Annotated in this window: 14 protein-coding genes; 4 read left to right on the top strand and 10 right to left on the bottom strand. The window is 35.2% G+C overall.

Translation table 11 applies throughout. The features are described 5' to 3' along the window. The first annotated feature begins 189 nt into the window (after window positions 1–189). Window positions 190–1110, top strand: coding sequence for a glycerophosphodiester phosphodiesterase (locus tag VIG73_RS00160; RefSeq protein ID WP_331638141.1), 921 nt, complete (start codon window positions 190–192; stop codon window positions 1108–1110). Between the two features lie 81 nt (window positions 1111–1191). On the opposite strand, the gene VIG73_RS00155 is transcribed toward VIG73_RS00160, so the two are convergent. The 3 genes from VIG73_RS00155 to VIG73_RS00145 form a co-directional block, all read right to left on the bottom strand. Further along, a complete protein-coding gene (locus VIG73_RS00155) occupies window positions 1192–1326 on the bottom strand; it encodes a YvrJ family protein (protein WP_331638178.1) in 135 nt (44 codons plus the stop codon). Window positions 1327–1480: 154 nt separating this feature from the next. Further along, window positions 1481–1696, bottom strand: coding sequence for a DUF2922 domain-containing protein (locus tag VIG73_RS00150; RefSeq protein WP_331638139.1), 216 nt, complete (start codon window positions 1694–1696; stop codon window positions 1481–1483). Between the two features lie 56 nt (window positions 1697–1752). After that, window positions 1753–1974 carry a DUF1659 domain-containing protein gene (locus tag VIG73_RS00145; RefSeq protein WP_331638137.1) on the bottom strand — a complete coding sequence of 74 codons (222 nt, stop codon included), beginning with the start codon at window positions 1972–1974 and terminating at the stop codon, window positions 1753–1755. Between the two features lie 253 nt (window positions 1975–2227). On the opposite strand from VIG73_RS00145, the gene tagD reads away from it, so the two are divergent. Next, window positions 2228–2626, top strand: a complete 399-nt coding sequence (tagD, locus tag VIG73_RS00140; protein WP_331638135.1) for a glycerol-3-phosphate cytidylyltransferase — start codon at window positions 2228–2230, stop codon at window positions 2624–2626. A gap of 116 nt (window positions 2627–2742) precedes the next feature. Then, on the top strand, window positions 2743–3750 hold the full coding sequence (locus tag VIG73_RS00135) for an LCP family protein (protein WP_331638133.1): 1008 nt from the start codon (window positions 2743–2745) through the stop codon (window positions 3748–3750). Between the two features lie 300 nt (window positions 3751–4050). On the opposite strand, the gene VIG73_RS00130 is transcribed toward VIG73_RS00135, so the two are convergent. From VIG73_RS00130 to VIG73_RS00105, 6 genes are all read right to left on the bottom strand, one after another. Further along, the gene (locus tag VIG73_RS00130; protein ID WP_331638130.1) at window positions 4051–5145 is read right to left on the bottom strand and encodes an MraY family glycosyltransferase; all 1095 of its coding nucleotides are present in this window, start codon (window positions 5143–5145) and stop codon (window positions 4051–4053) included. Between the two features lie 365 nt (window positions 5146–5510). Further along, entirely contained in the window at window positions 5511–6425 is a 915-nt protein-coding gene (locus tag VIG73_RS00125) for a glycine betaine ABC transporter substrate-binding protein (RefSeq protein WP_331638128.1), read from the bottom strand. Window positions 6426–6488: 63 nt separating this feature from the next. After that, complete coding sequence (locus VIG73_RS00120) at window positions 6489–7334, bottom strand: ABC transporter permease (protein ID WP_414648343.1); 846 nt, start codon at window positions 7332–7334, stop codon at window positions 6489–6491. Next, window positions 7327–8523 carry a glycine betaine/L-proline ABC transporter ATP-binding protein gene (locus VIG73_RS00115; protein WP_331638123.1) on the bottom strand — a complete coding sequence of 399 codons (1197 nt, stop codon included), beginning with the start codon at window positions 8521–8523 and terminating at the stop codon, window positions 7327–7329. Before VIG73_RS00115 ends, VIG73_RS00120 begins: the two co-directional genes overlap by 8 nt. Before the next feature lie 423 nt (window positions 8524–8946). Further along, entirely contained in the window at window positions 8947–12312 is a 3366-nt protein-coding gene (locus tag VIG73_RS00110) for a peptidoglycan-binding protein (RefSeq protein WP_331638121.1), read from the bottom strand. A gap of 131 nt (window positions 12313–12443) precedes the next feature. After that, a complete protein-coding gene (locus VIG73_RS00105) occupies window positions 12444–14750 on the bottom strand; it encodes a peptidoglycan-binding protein (protein ID WP_331638119.1) in 2307 nt (768 codons plus the stop codon). Between the two features lie 277 nt (window positions 14751–15027). On the opposite strand from VIG73_RS00105, the gene VIG73_RS00100 reads away from it, so the two are divergent. Next, on the top strand, window positions 15028–16485 hold the full coding sequence (locus tag VIG73_RS00100; RefSeq protein ID WP_331638117.1) for an APC family permease: 1458 nt from the start codon (window positions 15028–15030) through the stop codon (window positions 16483–16485). Between the two features lie 175 nt (window positions 16486–16660). Here the strand turns inward: VIG73_RS00100 and VIG73_RS00095 are convergent, their stop codons facing one another. Continuing rightward, on the bottom strand, window positions 16661–18292 hold the full coding sequence (locus VIG73_RS00095) for an acylphosphatase (protein ID WP_331638114.1): 1632 nt from the start codon (window positions 18290–18292) through the stop codon (window positions 16661–16663). Between the last annotated feature and the right edge of the window lie 26 nt (window positions 18293–18318).

Here is an 18318-nt window from a genome sequence, read left to right as displayed (position 1 = left end):
TAAAGTAGGGCACCGACCTCTTTACTCTTTTTAATCGTTTATAATAGGCATTCATTTATGATGCTAGGTGAAAGAGGTTACGCGATTTTGGCCTGGGATTGCGCGATTTTGACCCAGGGTTGCGCGATTCAACACAGCACCGTACGTTCCACCTAACAGGGCAAAAAGATTAGGAAGAGGTGAACCTTTATGCGAAACATCCGAATCATTTTCATATCTCTTTTTTTCATTGTTGGGGGCACTGCTTGTAATCAGCAAGAGGAACAATCTGACAAACATCTTGAAGCATTCACTCATGTGGATGCAAACTCATTATTATCACCTGTCCGCTTTGTAAATATTGCACATCGTGGTGGATCCGGGTATGCACCAGAGCACACACTTTTTGCATATGAAATCGGCGAAAAATTGAATGGCGATTATATTGAAATTGATTTACAGATGACTAAAGATGGTCACCTTGTCGCGATGCATGATTCTGATGTATCTCGAACAACTAATGGCGTCGGGGAAGTAAAAGATTATACTCTTAAGGAACTAAAACAATTGGATGCCGGTTCATGGTTTAATCAGCATAACCCCGACTATTTTGATACAGAGTTTATTGGCGCAACAGTACCGACACTAGAAGAGATTTTTGATACATTTGGTCAAAAAGCAAATTACTATATTGAGACAAAAACACCTGAAATGTATCCCGAAATGGTTGATTCGCTTATTGAAACTTTAAAAAAATATGGGTTCACCGGTCCTAATCTACCAGAGGGGAAAATAATCATCCAATCATTCAGTGATAAAAGCTTATTAGACGTCCACAAATTGGCACCTAACCTTCCATTGATTCAATTGTTGAAAGTTGATGAGACGTCATCTTTAACAGAAAATGAATTGAAGCATATCCAATCTTATGCAACAGGAATTGGCATCAATTATAAAGCACTGACGAAAGAATTAGTTGATGAGGCTTTTCAAAATGGTCTCTTAATCCATCCTTACACAGTTAATCGCAAAAAAGATATGGAACGGCTTCTCAAATGGGGTGTCGATGGTATGTTTACTGATTATCCCGATCTTTTGGATGAAGTCATTAATATTAGACATAAGAAATAACCATTTTTACCCATCTGAAAACTCCAAACTTAATTATGCCGATCCATTCCAGCATCATGAGTTTGGAGTTTTTCGTTTTAATTACTTCATTTTTTCAGGTAAAGAGTGGATGGATTCGATCAGCTGATTAAGTTTTCCTTCAATGCGATGAAGTAAATAAAACGTCACCGCAATCGGAAAACCCAAATCTTTCACAAAAGCCACCCATGCTTCCATATCCACTCTAAACTCCCCCTCTCCATCATGAGATATTTTCCATATTCGATTTATATAAATCGAATTAATATGATTCCGTTCGTTTCCATTTATCCACTCTTTTAATAAAAAGAGGGCGTCCAGACACTTCCTTGGACAGCCCCCTCCCTCCCCATTACGTGAGTTCAATTTCTTGTACATATCGTTCTGTGATTTGCGCACTGTATTTTTCAACGAGTCCTCCACCTTTTGATGTGAAGGCATCTGCTGCAATAATTTCGTCCATCACCAGGTTCACTTCAACTGGGTCAATCGGCTCAATCGGTTCTTCAAGTGATAGGGTAACGATTTTTCCATCGACATTTTTAAACTTCAATTCCAAGTTCTTCACGATCACTCACCTCCTATTTCAAAGTGTTACCAGAAACATTCTAGACGACCGACTATTTACGCCTGACGAATCTCAGACTTGTCAATACGTTCAACGTTGAACAAAGGACGCTCTTGTAGGCTAGCCAAGGCTTGGGACGCATTAAATAAGTCCTCCACAGTTGCATCAGTGTGCACATTAAATGTTTTTGCCTTGTAAATCGGCTTCCCTGACATAACATCTTCACCTACATAGAAGACAAGGCGTAATTGTGACGTTAGCATATCAGCTGCTGCCATTTATATCACCTCCTTCACCAACATAATCGTGCTAAATCATATATAGGGGGCATCTTTCAAGAAAAAAATAATTTCTAGTTAAATAAGGTAAGTTTGTGCAAATTGTTAAATCTGTTATATTCAGTTGAATGATGTATGTCAGTTGTTATAAAATAGAAGGTATGAAAGGAAATGATTATTACATCCATGCATTACCCTACATTTAATTAATATTCCTTTCATCTTGGAATTTGTATTAAGGGAGCAGGATGAAATGAAAAAAGTCATAACATATGGCACATTTGACTTACTCCATATTGGACATATAAATATCTTGAAACGCGCTAGAGAAATGGGTGATTATTTGATTGTCGCCCTATCAACAGATTCTTTTAATAAGACCAAAAAGAAAAAAGCATACTATTCATATGATGATCGTAAAATTATCCTTGAGTCAGTCCGATATGTAGATCAAGTTATTCCTGAAAAAACGTGGAAACAAAAAATTAAGGACATCCAAACATATGATATTGATTTGTTAGTTATGGGAGATGACTGGAAAGGTGTATTTGACTTTTTAAAACCTTACTGTGATGTTATCTATTTACCCAGAACACGTCATATTTCTACTTCAAAAATAAAAGACGACCTCTATGAAGGATGGCAACAATAAATATTGGATAAAACTTTCTTTCCATTAAATAGAGAACTAGATTGCAAATTTCGAGGAAAATACCTATAATTAATAAAGTTAAAGGTTTTAAGATTAGCAAAAAGGAGCCTAAACTTATGAACAGGTTGGCTGTTAGAAAAGTTAAGAAAAAGAGAAAAGTAAGAAAATTCGTTCTTTTATCATTGGTCTTAGTGTTGGGACTTATTGGTTTTGGTGGTTATAAATTTTATAAAACGTACAATGCAGCGAGTAAATCATATAATGACCTTGACGGGCGAGAAAAATCGGAATTACGAGAGGAAGTCGTCACCATAAGTAAGGATCCCGTATCTATTTTATTAATGGGGATTGAAGACTACTCTACTGAAGGTGCAAATGGTCGAACAGACAGTTTGATGCTCATCACATTTAATCCTAAAGACGAACGGATGAAATTATTAAGTATCCCACGTGATACTTACGTAGAAATTGTTGGTAGAGGGACAATGGATAAAATTAACCATGCCCATGTTTTTGGTGGCAAACAAATGACGATTGATACAGTTGAAAAATTTCTCGGTATTCCTGTTGACTACTATGCGTCCGTTGACTTCGATGCTTTTATTGAAATTATTGATATTCTAGGTGGAGTTACAGTTGATGTTCCGTTTGATTTTGAAGAAAAAACGATGGCTCCTGGTTCTAGATGGGTCCAGTTTCATGAAGGACCAATGGATTTAAGTGGTGAAGAAGCTCTCGCATTCGCACGGATGAGAAAGCAAGATCCTAGTGGCGATATTGGTCGAGCTGAACGTCAACAAGAAATTGTTAAAGCCATTGTTGATAAGGCAACATCATTTAGCGCATTAACAAAAATTGATGAAATCGCCGAAACAATAGGCGATAACATCGAAACCAATATGCGTATTACAGAAGGTCTTGCCTTCTATAAAGCCTATCCTGATTTCAGTCCAAAAAATATCGATCAAATTAAATTTGAATCACATTCAGAACGGATGGATGGAATCGTTTATGAAATCGCTGATGAAGAATCCGTTGATGAAGTTAGACAAATTTTAAAACAACATCTAGAATTAACAGATGGTAATGACAGTGTCTACGCTAATGAAGCATTAGACGAATAAACGAAAGCCCCCTTGACCTTATTCAGTTTGGTTAAGGAGGCTTTTTTACTGTTTGTTATTCAAATATATACGATTTCAACTTACCCATCGAACCACTCGGACATTTTGAATAACCAGCTGTTTTCAAGCGTTCAATGCTAAGTGGTAATATACCCTGTATGTATGTGATCTGAAAAACACCAATGATTTCCATACAAATAACAGGCATCTATCATGTATTAGACAACTGCAATCAGTTATCGTTTAGAGAATATCCATCACTCGCTTTGAAAAAATAATAAAGCACTAGTTAATCCATGACTAGTGCTTGTGTCGGCTCTCCGCCGATTGTTCTATTCCGATAAGTTTTTGTATCGTAGTAAGTACTGGTTTACGATTTAAGTAGGTAATACCAGCCATTTCTGCAATTAATTGAATACCTAAAAATGTTGCAACCATGATGACGAGCGATGCTAGTAAGGTTGCACTATTAAAAACGATGGCCATAATCCCAAAAAAGAGACTGAAACCATAGAGGATTAAGACCGTCGCACGATGTGAATAGCCCATTGACATTAATCGATAGTGGATATGCTGTCGATCTGCTGTTGCAATGCCTTGTTTATTTAATGTCCGACGAATAATAGCGAGGATTGTATCATAAATTGGAATAGCAATGACAATGAACGGAACGATAAAACTAAATAGAGCTACATTCTTAAATAAACCAAACATGGAGACAACTGCAATCGCATATCCTAAAAATAACGCCCCTGTATCACCCATAAAAATCTTCGCTGGATAAAAATTATGAACTAAAAATCCGAGCGTCCCACCGATTAAAATAATCGTTAAATAAACAACAATAACACGATAATCCATTACTGCCATTATCATAATACTTGTAAGTGCAATCGATGACACACCCGCTGCTAAGCCATCAAGGCCGTCAATTAAATTAATTGCATTTGATGCGCCCACAATCCATAAAATTGTAATTAAAATACCAAAATTGCCTAAATATACCGTTCCTGCAAAAGGAATCGTTAATTTATCAATAATTAATCCAGACGACACGACAACAGTGGCTGCAGACACTTGTCCAATTAATTTATAAAATGGTTTCAAATCGAATATGTCATCAAGGATACCAGTCAAGAGAATAATGAAGGCTCCAATAATGATTTCATCTAGGTATGGGTGTGACGGTTGCAAGTAGAGATATCCTGCTGCTGCCCCAATAAAAATAGCTAGTCCACCCAAACTCGGTTTCTCACCATTATGAAATTTTCGCTTACTGTCTGGTTTATCAACAAGTTTATATTTGTTAACAATCTTAATAATTAGTGGAGTAATTAGTAATGCGGTCATACATGAGATTATAAATGCGATGACTAACTCACTTACATTCCACATAATACACCTGCTTTTTATAAAACATTATTTGTTACCAACTTCATTTTACCATAAAAATGTGGCAGAAAGAAGATAAAATGTAGCAGTCATTGATTATTCCTTCAACCAAATATGTAAAGTTAATTTCAGTTCCTTAACAATTTGAAGTGCTCATGTTAAGTCATAATAATAAGATTCAAATAATAGTTTATTTAAAGGGGTCATGACATTAAATTCATAATGTTCCCCCATGTATGGATCCCTGCTTCATCATTCTTCTCACTTCCCCATCTAACAAAATAATAATTGGATTCAAGGTATGTTAGGTATTATTAACATAAAAAGCGGAGAAAACAACTACGTTTTCTCCGCATGTCAATTGCTACTTATTTTGTATCCAAATCTTCTATTGAATCAATGTCCATGTATGCTGGGACGACTAGACCGATTTTGGCTCCTACTAAGTTTCCACCAAGATCGACTAGATCATCTTTATACTGTTCAAATAAATCGCCGTGTGTACCTGGTAACCATGCAGCAACCATACCGTCAGCTTCACCGGTTGCGACTGCTTGCCACATAACCGCATTATCTAATGGTGTGATGGTTACGTCATAGCCTAAATCTTCTAATACAGTTGCGACGACATTTGTTGAACCGACTTCTGTATCCCATTCAACATAGACAAGTTCAATTTTATCGCCATCAACTTCGTCCACACCGTCTACCCATTCTGCAACTTTTTCTTCATTTTCTTTGATCCAATTTTCAGCTGCTTCTTTAGGGTCTGTGCCACTTGACACTTCAAGCATAACAGCCTCTAAATCTTCAGCTTCCCAAGAGAAATTATCGAGCACTTGATACGCTTCAGGCATATCGTCTTCTAATCCTTTTCTAACCATCGTATGAATTGTTTCTTCTTCACCAAATACACCTTTAGGATCGTCTAGATATTTTAAGTCATACTTAGCGAACTTCCAGTGTGGTGACCAACCAGTAACAATAATCGGTTCTTCCTTGTCGTATGCTTCTCCTAAAGCTGTTGCCATCGCACCACTAGATGAAGCTTGCACTTCCCAGCCTTCTAGGCCATATTCTTCAACAGCTGTTTCTGATGCTTTAAATACACCTGCACCTGGCTCAATACCAGTAATTGTATAGTTCATTTCTTTACCGTATTGTGGATCTCCAGATGTATTCGCATCGTCTTTCGTATCGCCATCTGAACCTCCACATGCAGCGAGTAATAACGTTGCTAGGATTCCAATAACTAGTCCTATACGTTTAACGTTTTTTAACATAAATTAAAAACTCTCCTTTTGAAAATATATATTAAAACTTTTCTGGTGAAAAGTTTTTTCGCATTAGTTTTTTACTTTACCTTTATTCATATACTGAGTAAATCGGTCAATGATAATGGCTAAAATAACAATTCCAAGTCCAGCAACAAACCCTGTTCCAACTTGAGCACGCTGTAAAGAAGATAATACTTCTCTACCAAGACCTGGTGCACCAATCATTGAAGCAATCACGACCATTGATAGGGATAGCATCACCGTCTGGTTGATCCCGGCCATAATCGTCGCTTTCGCCATAGGTAATTCCAATTTAAATAGCTTTTGAAAACCGGTACTACCAAATGCTTCCGATGCTTCAACTAATTCTTTCGAAACTTGTCTAATTCCTAAGTTTGTAAAACGAACAGTTGGTGGTGTTGCAAAAATAAGAGATGCAAAAACTCCAGGGACCATCCCAATACTGAAAAATGCAACTGCTGGAATTAAATAAACAAAGGCCGGCATCGTCTGCATAAAATCAAGAATCGGTGTGATAATGATCTCAGCAGTCTTACTTTTTGACATTAAAATACCTACTGGAATACCAATAATAACCGATAATACACTGGAAACTAAAACGAGGGAGAATGTTTCAATAAAATGTGACCAGTACTCTTGATTGTGAATTAACCACAATCCAATGATTGAAAAAATAGCTAATCCTAATCGTTTTCCGGAGATAAAAAATGCTCCAACGGCAATTAATAAAATAAAAATAACAGGCGGTATTAAATTTAACGTATCTGCGGTCCATTCCATAAAGTTGCCAAAATGGACTTTTATCGGATCAAAAATGAAAGAAAATGAATCTGTAATCTTTCTAGTCAGCCATTCTGTTTTTTCTGCTATAGGAATTTGGGGTATATTAAACATTTCCATTTACCCCCCCTTCACTTGCTAATCCAGCGATAATGGCACCACGAACGAGGATACCAACTAATCGTTCGTCTTCAACGACTGCAATTGGGATAGGTGTATCATAAATCATATTAAATATTTCATTCATCGGGGTATCTTTATCGACTTTTTTAATGTCTGTCTTTAATATATCGCTTAAGTTACGATTTTCTTTATTTCTTGCTTCTAATATATCATCTGCTGTGACATACCCTTTTAAGGTACGATTACTATCAACGACTAAAATACTTGATATGCCTTCTGCTCTCATTCTCTCAAGCGCAACTCGTGGTCCATGTCGATCAATATTCACTGTTTCAGGTCGTTTCATAACATGTTTAGCTGTTAGCACTTTTGAACGATCAACATCTTCAACGAATTTTTCAACATACTGATTGGCTGGGTTAACTAATATTTCTTCTGGGGTTCCGATTTGGACGATTGATCCATCTCGCATCAATGCTATGCGGTCTCCTAATCGAAGAGCTTCATCTAAATCGTGGGTAATAAAGATGATTGTTTTCTTCATTTTTGCTTGTAATTCGATTAATTCATCTTGCATGTCCTTTCGAATTAATGGATCTAGAGCAGAAAACGCTTCGTCCATTAATAAAACTTCTGGATCATTTGTTAGTGCTCGCGCTAATCCAACACGTTGTTGCATTCCACCAGATAATTGGTCTGGATATTGGTGTAAATATTCACCGAGTCCGACGATTTCTAACGCTTCCTTCGCTTTTTTTCGACGTATCTCTTTATCTACCTTTTGAATTTCTAAGCCATACTCCGCGTTTTCAAGTATCGTTCGATGTGGAAAAAGCGCAAAGCTCTGAAAAACCATGCTTAACTTTTCTCTACGTACTTGTCGTAAATCTTTTTTATCTAGATTTGATATGTCTTTTCCTTCTATATAAATATGTCCTTCTGTCGGTTCTATAAGCCGGTTAATGAGACGAATTAAAGTTGATTTACCACTACCGGATAATCCCATGATGACAAAGAACTCGCCTTCTTCAACTGAGAAATTTGCTTTGTTAACAGCTACCGTACAACCTGTTTCATTTAATATTTCCTGCTTTGACATACCTTTTTCTAAAAGTGTTAATGCATCTTTCGTACGTTTTCCAAACACTTTTGTTAAATTTTTTACTTCAATTATTGACACAATTTCACCTCTATTAATTTTTGACTATGTCTAGTAGAGAGGATTTAATAAGTGATCAAACGATAATCGCTCTAATTAATAGTCACTTTATAACGATAACGTTTATTTAATCTCATTACAAATTTGATTGAACTTCATTTTCTTGTAAATATCTTTATATATAGCTTTTAGGATAAGACTAACGGTCTATACTTATAATTACTCGTTTATGCTCTATTATGGTCTGTTTTAATCCGATTTTAAGAAAAATAATGTATTTATCATGTGCAATTCTGGAAATGTTTTACTCCCTCATGCAACATTTTTCCTAAACAGTTAGAAAATGTTACTGGATTTAGGGGCAGGAATATACAGTTTTATTGAGTAAGTCATTTTAATTTTTTATAAAAAAACTAGTCCCCAAAAGGGAACTAGTTTAATAGATTAATTATATCGAGCAATATCAAAGTGGAGTACTGGATTGTCTATGTCATTATAGATCGCTTTAATTCTACTTATTTGCTTTTGTGCCCATTCGATATCGGAAGCGTATTGTTTCCACGCGCTTCCGTTAACCATATCAGGATTCCAGCGCATTTTGTAAAGCGTGTTTTGCTTAAATCGATTATGAATGTAATCTTGTCCAGCAAATTGGGCGCCACCTTCAATGGCTGCTTCAGGAGTAAACCATCCTTCTTTATATGCTCTGATGGCTCCTTTGCGACGAGGATCACTATCAACGGCTCCAATTCCAAACATATTGTAAGTCGTTTTTATGTCTGTTAAACTACTACGGTTTGAACCCGTTACTAGTACAAGTTCGCCATTCTTGTTTTTGCCAACTTCAATACCTGTTGCTAAGTCAGAAGAACCATTCCCTGTTTCTAGTAGGGCATGTGCCACTAGATAAGCCTCATTCACATTGTGTGCCTTAGCACCATTAATAAAGCTTTGGCCTTTTTCGTGTAAGATACCTTTGCCTGATAAATGTTTATTTAACTCAGTGTATGAGGCGCCGGCTAATTTAGATAAATCTAAATGCTGGAATTCATCAGCGGCTACTGGGTCCATGGCTGCTTTTACATCAGCACGTGTCGGGTTTCTCCATGCAGTATATGCAATCTCGTGCCAAGCTGACCCTTCCTTTATAATCGTTACGGTAGTGCCATTACTAATCACACCGTATTTATGGCTACTACCACTTTTTTCTGCGCGAACATTTAAATTAGCTGTTGTTTCGGCTGTTTTACCAGTTGACTTTGATAATGAGCTGTGCACGTAAAGTGTCATACCTTGGTACCTGATTTTATACCATTTTGTACTACCACTTACGGATGCGCCATTAATGGTTTCAAGGATTTCAAATTTTGTTCCTCTAATAACCGATGTCACAATAGAGTTTTCCTTTAAATCTGGATTGCTTCGTAAATTTACTTTTGTTCCGGTAATTTCACCGTTTTCAGTTACTTTGACATACTTGGCTGATACATAAGCTGGGGCATTCCGGTATTTATCTGTTTGCTGGAGACGTCCCATTTGGATATCAACCGCAGCATTTAGTGTTAAGCCGTAATCCGTATGTGTCACATAACGCTTTTCTCTTGGTTCGGCTGTCATTAATGTTTTATAGGTAATTTCATCGACTATTCCAGACACAGGTAGACCGTAGTCAGCTTGGAATTCTCTTACTTTCTTATCCATAAAACTACCGAACAGCGTTGTCTCTTGTATATTTCCATAGCCAAGCGCGTTTAATTTTTGCTTTAATAGAACTATATCGGAATGGCGCTTGCCTTCCTGAAATGGACTATTTAATATCTCATTTATTTTCGCCATTGTGCGACTATCAGCAATCCCATTAGCATGTAGATTAAAATGCTCTTGGAATTCTCTTACTTTTTCAGCTGTGAAACTACCATAAAGGTCGGTTACTTTAATATTGCCAAAGCCTAACCGGTTTAAATTTTCTTTTAGTTTGATTGTATCTGGATGACGCTTACCTTCTTGGAATGGACTGTTTAATAGTTCATCGATTTTATCCAATGTACGGGTATCAGCTATTCCAGTAACTTTTAAACCGTAATATCCTTGGAAATCTTTTACATGCTTTTCTGTAAGACTACCGAAATTATTATTACCTATAAAACTACCAAATCCTAATTTAGATAATTTTTGCTTTAACTCTGCAACTTGTGGATGACTATTTCCTATTTGTAACGGACTTTCATAAATTTTTTGTAGTTCTTCTAATGTATTTAAGTCCATTTTTCCTGTTACGTTCAACCCATAATAAGTTTGAAATTCCTTCACCTTTTTAGTCATAAAACTACCATACAATGATGTTATTTGTATATTTCCAAAACCCACTGCATTAAGCATTTCTTTCACTGTTCTAATACTATCATGGCGTCCGCCTTCTTGAAAAATACGATTGTACTCTGCGCTAATTTTGCTCTCCGTATTCTCGTCAATTATTCCACTAACCGGCAGTCCGTGATCAGTTTGAAATTTCTTCACACGCTTTTCCATAAATTCACCAAAATAGGTTGTTACTGTTATCCTTCCGTATCCTATCCAATTTAGTTGCTTTTTTAATTGAATTAATACTTCATGATGCTTCCCTATTTGCAAAGGGCTTCCAAGTACGTCGTTTATTTTTTCTAAAGTTTTTGAATCAGCAATTCCTGTCACTTTTAAACCATAATATTTTTGGAAGTCTATTAAATGCTTTTCTGTAAGGCTTCCGAAATGATTATTGCCTACAAAGCTCCCGAATCCTAATCTAGATAAATTTTGTTTTAATTCGGCAACTTTTGGATGACTCTTACCTTTTTGTAATGGGCTTTGATAAATTTTTTCAAGTTCATCCAGTGTATTTAAATCCATTTTTCCTGTTGCGTTTAAGCCGTAGTAATTTTGAAATTCCTTCACTTTTTTAGTCATAAAACTACCATACAATGATGTTATTTGTATATTTCCAAAACCCACTGCATTAAGCATTTCTTTCACTGTTCTAATACTATCATGACGTCCGCCTTCTTGAAAAATACGATTATACTCTGCGTTAATTTTGCTCTCCGTATTCTTGTCAATTATTCCACTAACCGGTAGTCCGTGATCAGTTTGAAATTTCTTCACACGCTTTTCCATAAATTCACCAAAATAGGTTGTCACTATTATCTTTCCATATCCCAACCAATTTAATTGTTTTTTAATATCAATTAAATCGTTATGGTGCTTCCCTTGTTGTAATGGGCTATTATAGATTTCTTCTATTTTAGTAAGTGTTGTCGTATCTACTATCCCCGATTGCTTTAAGCCAGCATATTCCTGAAATTGTTTCACTCGTTTAGTCGTAAAGGTTCCAAAGTAATCTGTTACCTTAATACCTCCAAATCCAATACGATTCAGCATCTTCTTCAATTCAACAACTTGCTTGTTACGATCTCCCTCTTTAAGTGTTGTCGTTTGAATAGAAGACTTTTGCATCGTGACTATTTCTTCAGGTTCACGAGATTGTTCATCCTTAACTGCTTCTTCTGATTCTTCCTCTTCCACCTTATCTTCTGCTTTTATTTCCGTGTCCTCTGGTGAATCATTTTGTTCTGCTTCATTGCGTTCTACATCGTTTGGATTCTCTTCATTGATCGATTCTACTACTTCTTCTTGTTTTTCTTCAGCTGTCGTTATCGATTGTTCAACTCGTGTTTCTCCATTTTCTTCTTGTGCTTTAGCAATATGTAGATTACTAGGTGAAGAAAGAACAAGCATTAAAGTGGATGATATAATGATAGTCTTCTTAATCCGCAATGAGCTCACCTCCTTTTTCCCTTAGTATAATAATCGGCTAAAATCATTATAATTTCAAGTTTTTGCACGTGGAAATGTTGCCAATTTTTATATTAAAAAAAGAGCTCACCAATTGAGAGCTCTCATTTTTATTATTTCTTCCTTAAATCAAATGCCTTAGCTAAAGCATCTGCGGTATATGTTCCAATCATTTCACGATAATTTGAACTTGCGAGTTTTAAGTTTTCCACCCGATTATCAATAAATAGATATTCTACTAAGATAGATGGCATTTCCGTGTTGCGTAAAACATTGAAATTCGCATTTTTCTTACCACGGTCATTTACCTTTAATTGACGGATTAAATGATTATGAATTTGATTTTGCTTCTGCCTAGTAAATGACGATACATTTCCATTATGAATGTATGTTTCAAAGCCACTGGCATAGCCATTAAAGGAATTGTTATGGATACTAATAAAGTATGTTGCCCCCCAGTTGTTTGCCATTCTAGCTCTGTCTTCTAGCTCAATAAATGTATCAGTCGTTCGTGAAAATTTAATCTCTACACCGTAATAGTCTTTACGAAGTGCGTTAGCCGTTTGATGAGCTATATCTAGCACAACGTCTTTTTCGTTCAGACCATATGCTCTGGCGCCTGGATCCTTCCCTCCGTGACCAGGGTCAATGAAAATTTTGACAATGCTATTATTTATTTTGTCATAAGTAATTTCATCAATTATGCCACTTACCGGAAGGTGACTCCTCTTTTGGAAATCCCTTACTTTCCTTTCCATAAAACTTCCATAGAGTGTTGTTTCAGCAATATACCCAAAGCCTAGTCGATTTAGGTTTTGCTTCAGTTTCACAATATCTTTATGGCGTTTCCCTTTTTGATAAGGTGATGTTAATATGGTATTGATTTTATTTATTGTCTTCGCATCAGCTTCTCCAGTCACTTTTAATCCATAATGATGTTGAAAGTCTTTAACGCGTTTTTCTGTAAAGCTTCCATAAAAAGACGTTACTTTAATCTTGCCAAAACCGAGGCGATTTAAATCTTTCTTTAACTGAATGACATCTTGATGGCGCACGCCTCTTTTTAAAACAGTTGCAGATGCTTCATTTAGTGCTTTCTTTGTTGGTTCATCAACAATTCCAGTTGCTTTTAAACCGTTTTGTTTTTGAAAAGCTTTTAAGCGCTTTTCCATAAAGCTTCCGAAGTATGACGTTACCTTAATATGACCGAAGCCTAATTCATTTAATTGACGCTTAAAATGTTTAATATCTTCATGACGTTTACCTTTTTGATAGGGGCTTTTTATCAATTCGTCTAATTGATCCAATGTCGCCAAATCTGCTTGGCCAGTTGGATTCAAACCGTAATATGTTTGGAACTCATTTACTTTCTTAGCAGTAAATGAGCCATATAACGTTGTTTCTTTAATTTTACCAAATCCTAACTGATTTAATTGGCGTTTTAATTTAAGAATTCCTTTATGACGTGCCCCTTTTTTCATGGATTGATCAAAGACACCATCTATTTTTTGTTGTGCGATGTTATCAATCAACCCATTTACTGGTAAACGATAGTCTCTTTGGAACTCTTTTACTTTCTTTTCCATAAAATTACCAAAATTAACCGTCTCTAAAATATTGCCATAGCCTATCCAATTCATTTTCTTCTTTAAAGAAATTAATACATCTGATTTACTACCTTGTTGCAATGAATTTTCTAGTAACGTATCTATTTTATTTAATGTTTCTTTATCAGCAATTCCAGTCACTTTGAGTCCGTAGTGTTGCTGAAAGTCTTTCACTTTCTTCACAGTAAAACTGCCAAAAAGTTCTGTAACTCGAATATTACCAAAACCTAACCGATTGAGCTTTTTCTTTAAATCTTTTGTTTGTGGATGATGTACACCTTTGCGGAATGGATTGTTAAAGTATTCTTCCAGCTTAGTAAATGTTTTTTCATCTACCTTACCTGTTACAGGAATATCAGCAAATTCTTGGAACTGCCTTACCCTTTTTATTGTAAAACTACCAAAGAGTTTCGTTTCTTTAATCCCACCAAAGTCTAGTTCGTTTAGCATTTTTTTAACTTCGATGACTTTTTTATGTCTGTCACCTTTCGCTAGTGGGAATACGGTTGTTACTTTTTTTGTTTTTGGTTGCACTTTAGTAGATTCTTGTTTGTCTTTTATTTCCTGAGTAGAGTCGGATTCTACTTCTTTTTGAGAATCTTCTTCTACATAAATTCCTTCTTCTACAGGATTCTCAGTCGATTTATCATCAACCTCTTGTGATTGAGGTGAATATTCTTCACCTTCCTGTTCCACCTTTTGTTCTACTTCTGAAGTTGAGTCTGTTATCTCAAGTTGATCGGCTGCAACCATTATTGGATGACTGGCTATAAAAAATATTGTTAAAAAAGTAGGTAATGCCCTTAATCGCAACCATTTACACCTCCTATATATTACATCTATCTATATACATCGGACTATAAGATTTTTTTTCAAGTTTGTTTCCCTAAAATATTTATCAATTTCAAGACATATAAAGAACAAATATAAGAAATTCTAATTGTTATTGAAATAAAAGTTAAACCCTTAATCTTTTTTGATAAGTTTTGTTTCTGATATAATATTAATATTAAATATTTTTATGGAAAGAATTGTTAATGATATTAAAATTGCACAATCTAAAGTTTATTCACCAAGTTAGGAGACAACTATGAAAAAACGAGAATCACTAAATAAGTCATTGAAACCGCATTGGGTATGGGCGATTGCGTTAGGTTCCTCCATTGGCTGGGGAGCGTTTGTACAACCAACTAATTGGATATCTCAAGCAGGCCCCTTAGGAGTTATTATTGGATTTGGTATTGGTGCCTTGTTAATGATGCTGATTGCTGTTAGCTATGGATTTTTGATAAAGAATTTCCCTGTTTCTGGCGGGGAATTTGCCTATGCGTTTATTAGTTTAGGACGAAAACATGCCTTTATATCGGGATGGTTTTTATCATTAGGGTATATATGTATAGTCGCACTAAATGCTTCTGCATTTGCATTAATGTTTAAGTACATTTCACCATCATTTATCCAGAAAATGCACATGTATGAATTAGCAGGATGGGATGTCTATTTTACAGAAGTAATTATTGCTACAATAGCATTAATTGTTTTTGCTTATCTGAATATCCGTGGATCTGGGTTAACCGGAAGCATGCAATTTATTTTCTGTGTTGTTATGGTTATTGGTGTGCTCCTTTTATCTGTTTTAGTCGGTCTGTCGCCTAGCACTGATATAGGAAATATAAAGCCGTTTTTCAATCCAGAAGTGACAACATTTTCAGCTATAATTTCTATTGTAGCCATTGCTCCCTGGGCCTATGTTGGATTTGATAATGTACCTCAAATGGCAGAAGAATTTCATTTTTCTTCAAAGAAAGCTTTTCGTCTAATTATTTTTGCGATGATTGCTGCATTTTTACTTTATAGCTTTATGATTTTTACAACTGCTATGACAGAGCCGTGGTTAGTTCTAGTAAGTGAGGAGCATTTGTGGGGGACAGGCTTTGCTATTGAAAATGTGTTAGGAACAATCGGATTATTTATTTTAGTAATTGCATTAACAATGGGGATTTTCACTGGTTTAAACGGATTTATTTTATCAACAAGTCGCTTGTTATTTGCGATGTCTCGTGCCAAGGTTATTCCATCTGCTTTTTCAAAGCTTCATCCTAAGTATAAGACACCTTATGTAGGGATTATTTTTACTACTATCATCGCTATGGCTGCTCCTTGGTTTGGTAGAGAAGTATTAGTATGGATAGTAGATATGTCTTCCATTGGTGTGTCTATTGCGTATTTTTATACATGTTTTACTGCATATAAATTGTTTAAATGGTCTAAGAAAAACACTTCTGGACCAGAGCAAGCGCTTGTTGCTCCGTGGAAAAAACTAATAGCCGGTATTGGTATTATAGCAAGCTTAATATTTATTGCATTATTGCTCATCCCAGGATCTCCTGCATTTCTCGGTATTGAATCTAGAATCGCTTTGATACTATGGATTGTAATTGGTGCGGGCTTTTATTTAGTTAAACGAAGAGAATATAACAGTATATCAGAAGAAGAATTAAATTATCTTATTTTAGGTGAACACGCAAACGGAAAATTTTTAAAGTAATTAGTTTGATACTCTTTCCAAAATATTAAAACTAAATTTGCATCTTAAACGAATCTTTTAATAACAAATTTTCACGAAAAATTTGTTATATAATAAAATATAAAGCGCATGAAACGGACATTATTTCCCTATATCATGCGCTTTATTTATTCATAAAGAATATATTACGTCGTTATTATTTATTTTTATTTATAATATTTCGAAATGGTTTAGTTAATTTCCATGATTTACTTGACTTTATACTGTTTATTTCCGTAATATATTTCTTATTTAATGATTTCAATCTCTTTATTTCTTTTTGAAGCTTTTTTACTTCTGTTTTAGTTTGAGTTAATTGATCAAAATCACTTTTAGGATGAGACTTTTTAAATTCAAATCCCACTTTTATTGGCTTATCCCAACCTTTTTCAATTATTTTTTTAACTTGAGCATTTTTAGGAGCTTTATTGGTAATAATATTTCTAAATTTATCAATGTTCTCAGGTGACCCTGAAACAACTATCGATGTTTTTCCGTTTTTTAAATGTTTAAAGTATCCGTTAAGCCTCAATTTTGCTGCATGGGCTCTAATCCATTTATCATATTTTACGCCTCTTAAGTTACCTGACAACCTGAATCTCCGCGAAACTTGGGGTTCCTTAGGCCAATCTGGTATTACTATTTCTCTAACATTTCTTGAATAAAAGGCTTGATATACTGGTTCAAAATCAAAATAAAATTTTTCATTTCTATATTGATTGACTGTTTCTGGAAAATAAAAGTCAATTATTTCTTTTGGAACATCTCTGGCTTTTCCTTCAATAGGAAAAATATGGTTACTTATTTGTGGACGAGAATTTATTTCATTCACATATCCTTCTCCAGTTTTTTCATTAACAAGCATATCAACTGCACACTGTGTTAATCCTGGAATAGACTTCATAGCACTTACTGCAATTTTCTTTAATGAGTCTAGCATTTCATCGGTAATATCTACAGGATCTCTCTCCGATAAATATACACCTTGTCGCCTTAAAAAAATTCTTTCCCCTTTTTCTGGGATTGAATTTACAGTTAAACTTTTTTCTTTTAGAACAGCTCTCATGTCTTGATTAGGCTTTATATTCCTAAATCTTAGAAAGGGGTTTTTACGCCTAATCTTGTTTTTTATTTTTATAAGTTCTTCAATCGTATGTTCCCCGTCTCCAATCACACTAGGTATAGTCCTTCGAGTTGCTGCAACAACTTGATTATTAATGACATATATTCGATAGTCTTCACCAGTAATAAAGCGCTCAACTATCACATTTTGAAAACCTTGCTTATGTCTAACATCTAATAGTGAGCGTTTAAAACTTTCTATTGTTCTAATATCAGTAATTACTCCTCTTCCACTAGAAGCATTTGTTGGTTTTAGTACAAGAGGAAAACCAAGTTTTTCAGCATAAGCAATAATTTTCTCATCTTCTACATCTGAACCAAAACTTTTTCCTTCTGGAATTGGAATATTATTTTTAGCCAGATATTGATATGTCAATGGCTTGTTAGAGCATATTTTTATTGCGTCCTCTGATACACTATCTCCGCGTGAAACTGTAAAAAAATGTGTCCGCTCACCATTGCTTAGTGAAAATTGAGCGGAAGGACCTATAGCTATAGATGGTCTTATATGAAAGGTAAGCTTTAACCCTCTACGCCATCCTTCTAACGCAACAAGATAAGTACAAGTTTTATAATCTTGAATATCGCTAGGTAAATCTCTTAAATGTTCTAACCAATTTTCGGGGTTAATTTCCATTGAATACACCTTCTTCATAATAATATCCATTTATCACACTGACAAATCAATAACCT

This window comes from Cerasibacillus sp. (assembly GCF_036516575.1).
Lineage (GTDB): Bacteria > Bacillota > Bacilli > Bacillales > Amphibacillaceae > Cerasibacillus.
Note: the sequence above shows the minus strand (reverse complement) of the source record. Positions and strands in the feature narration are given on the sequence as shown.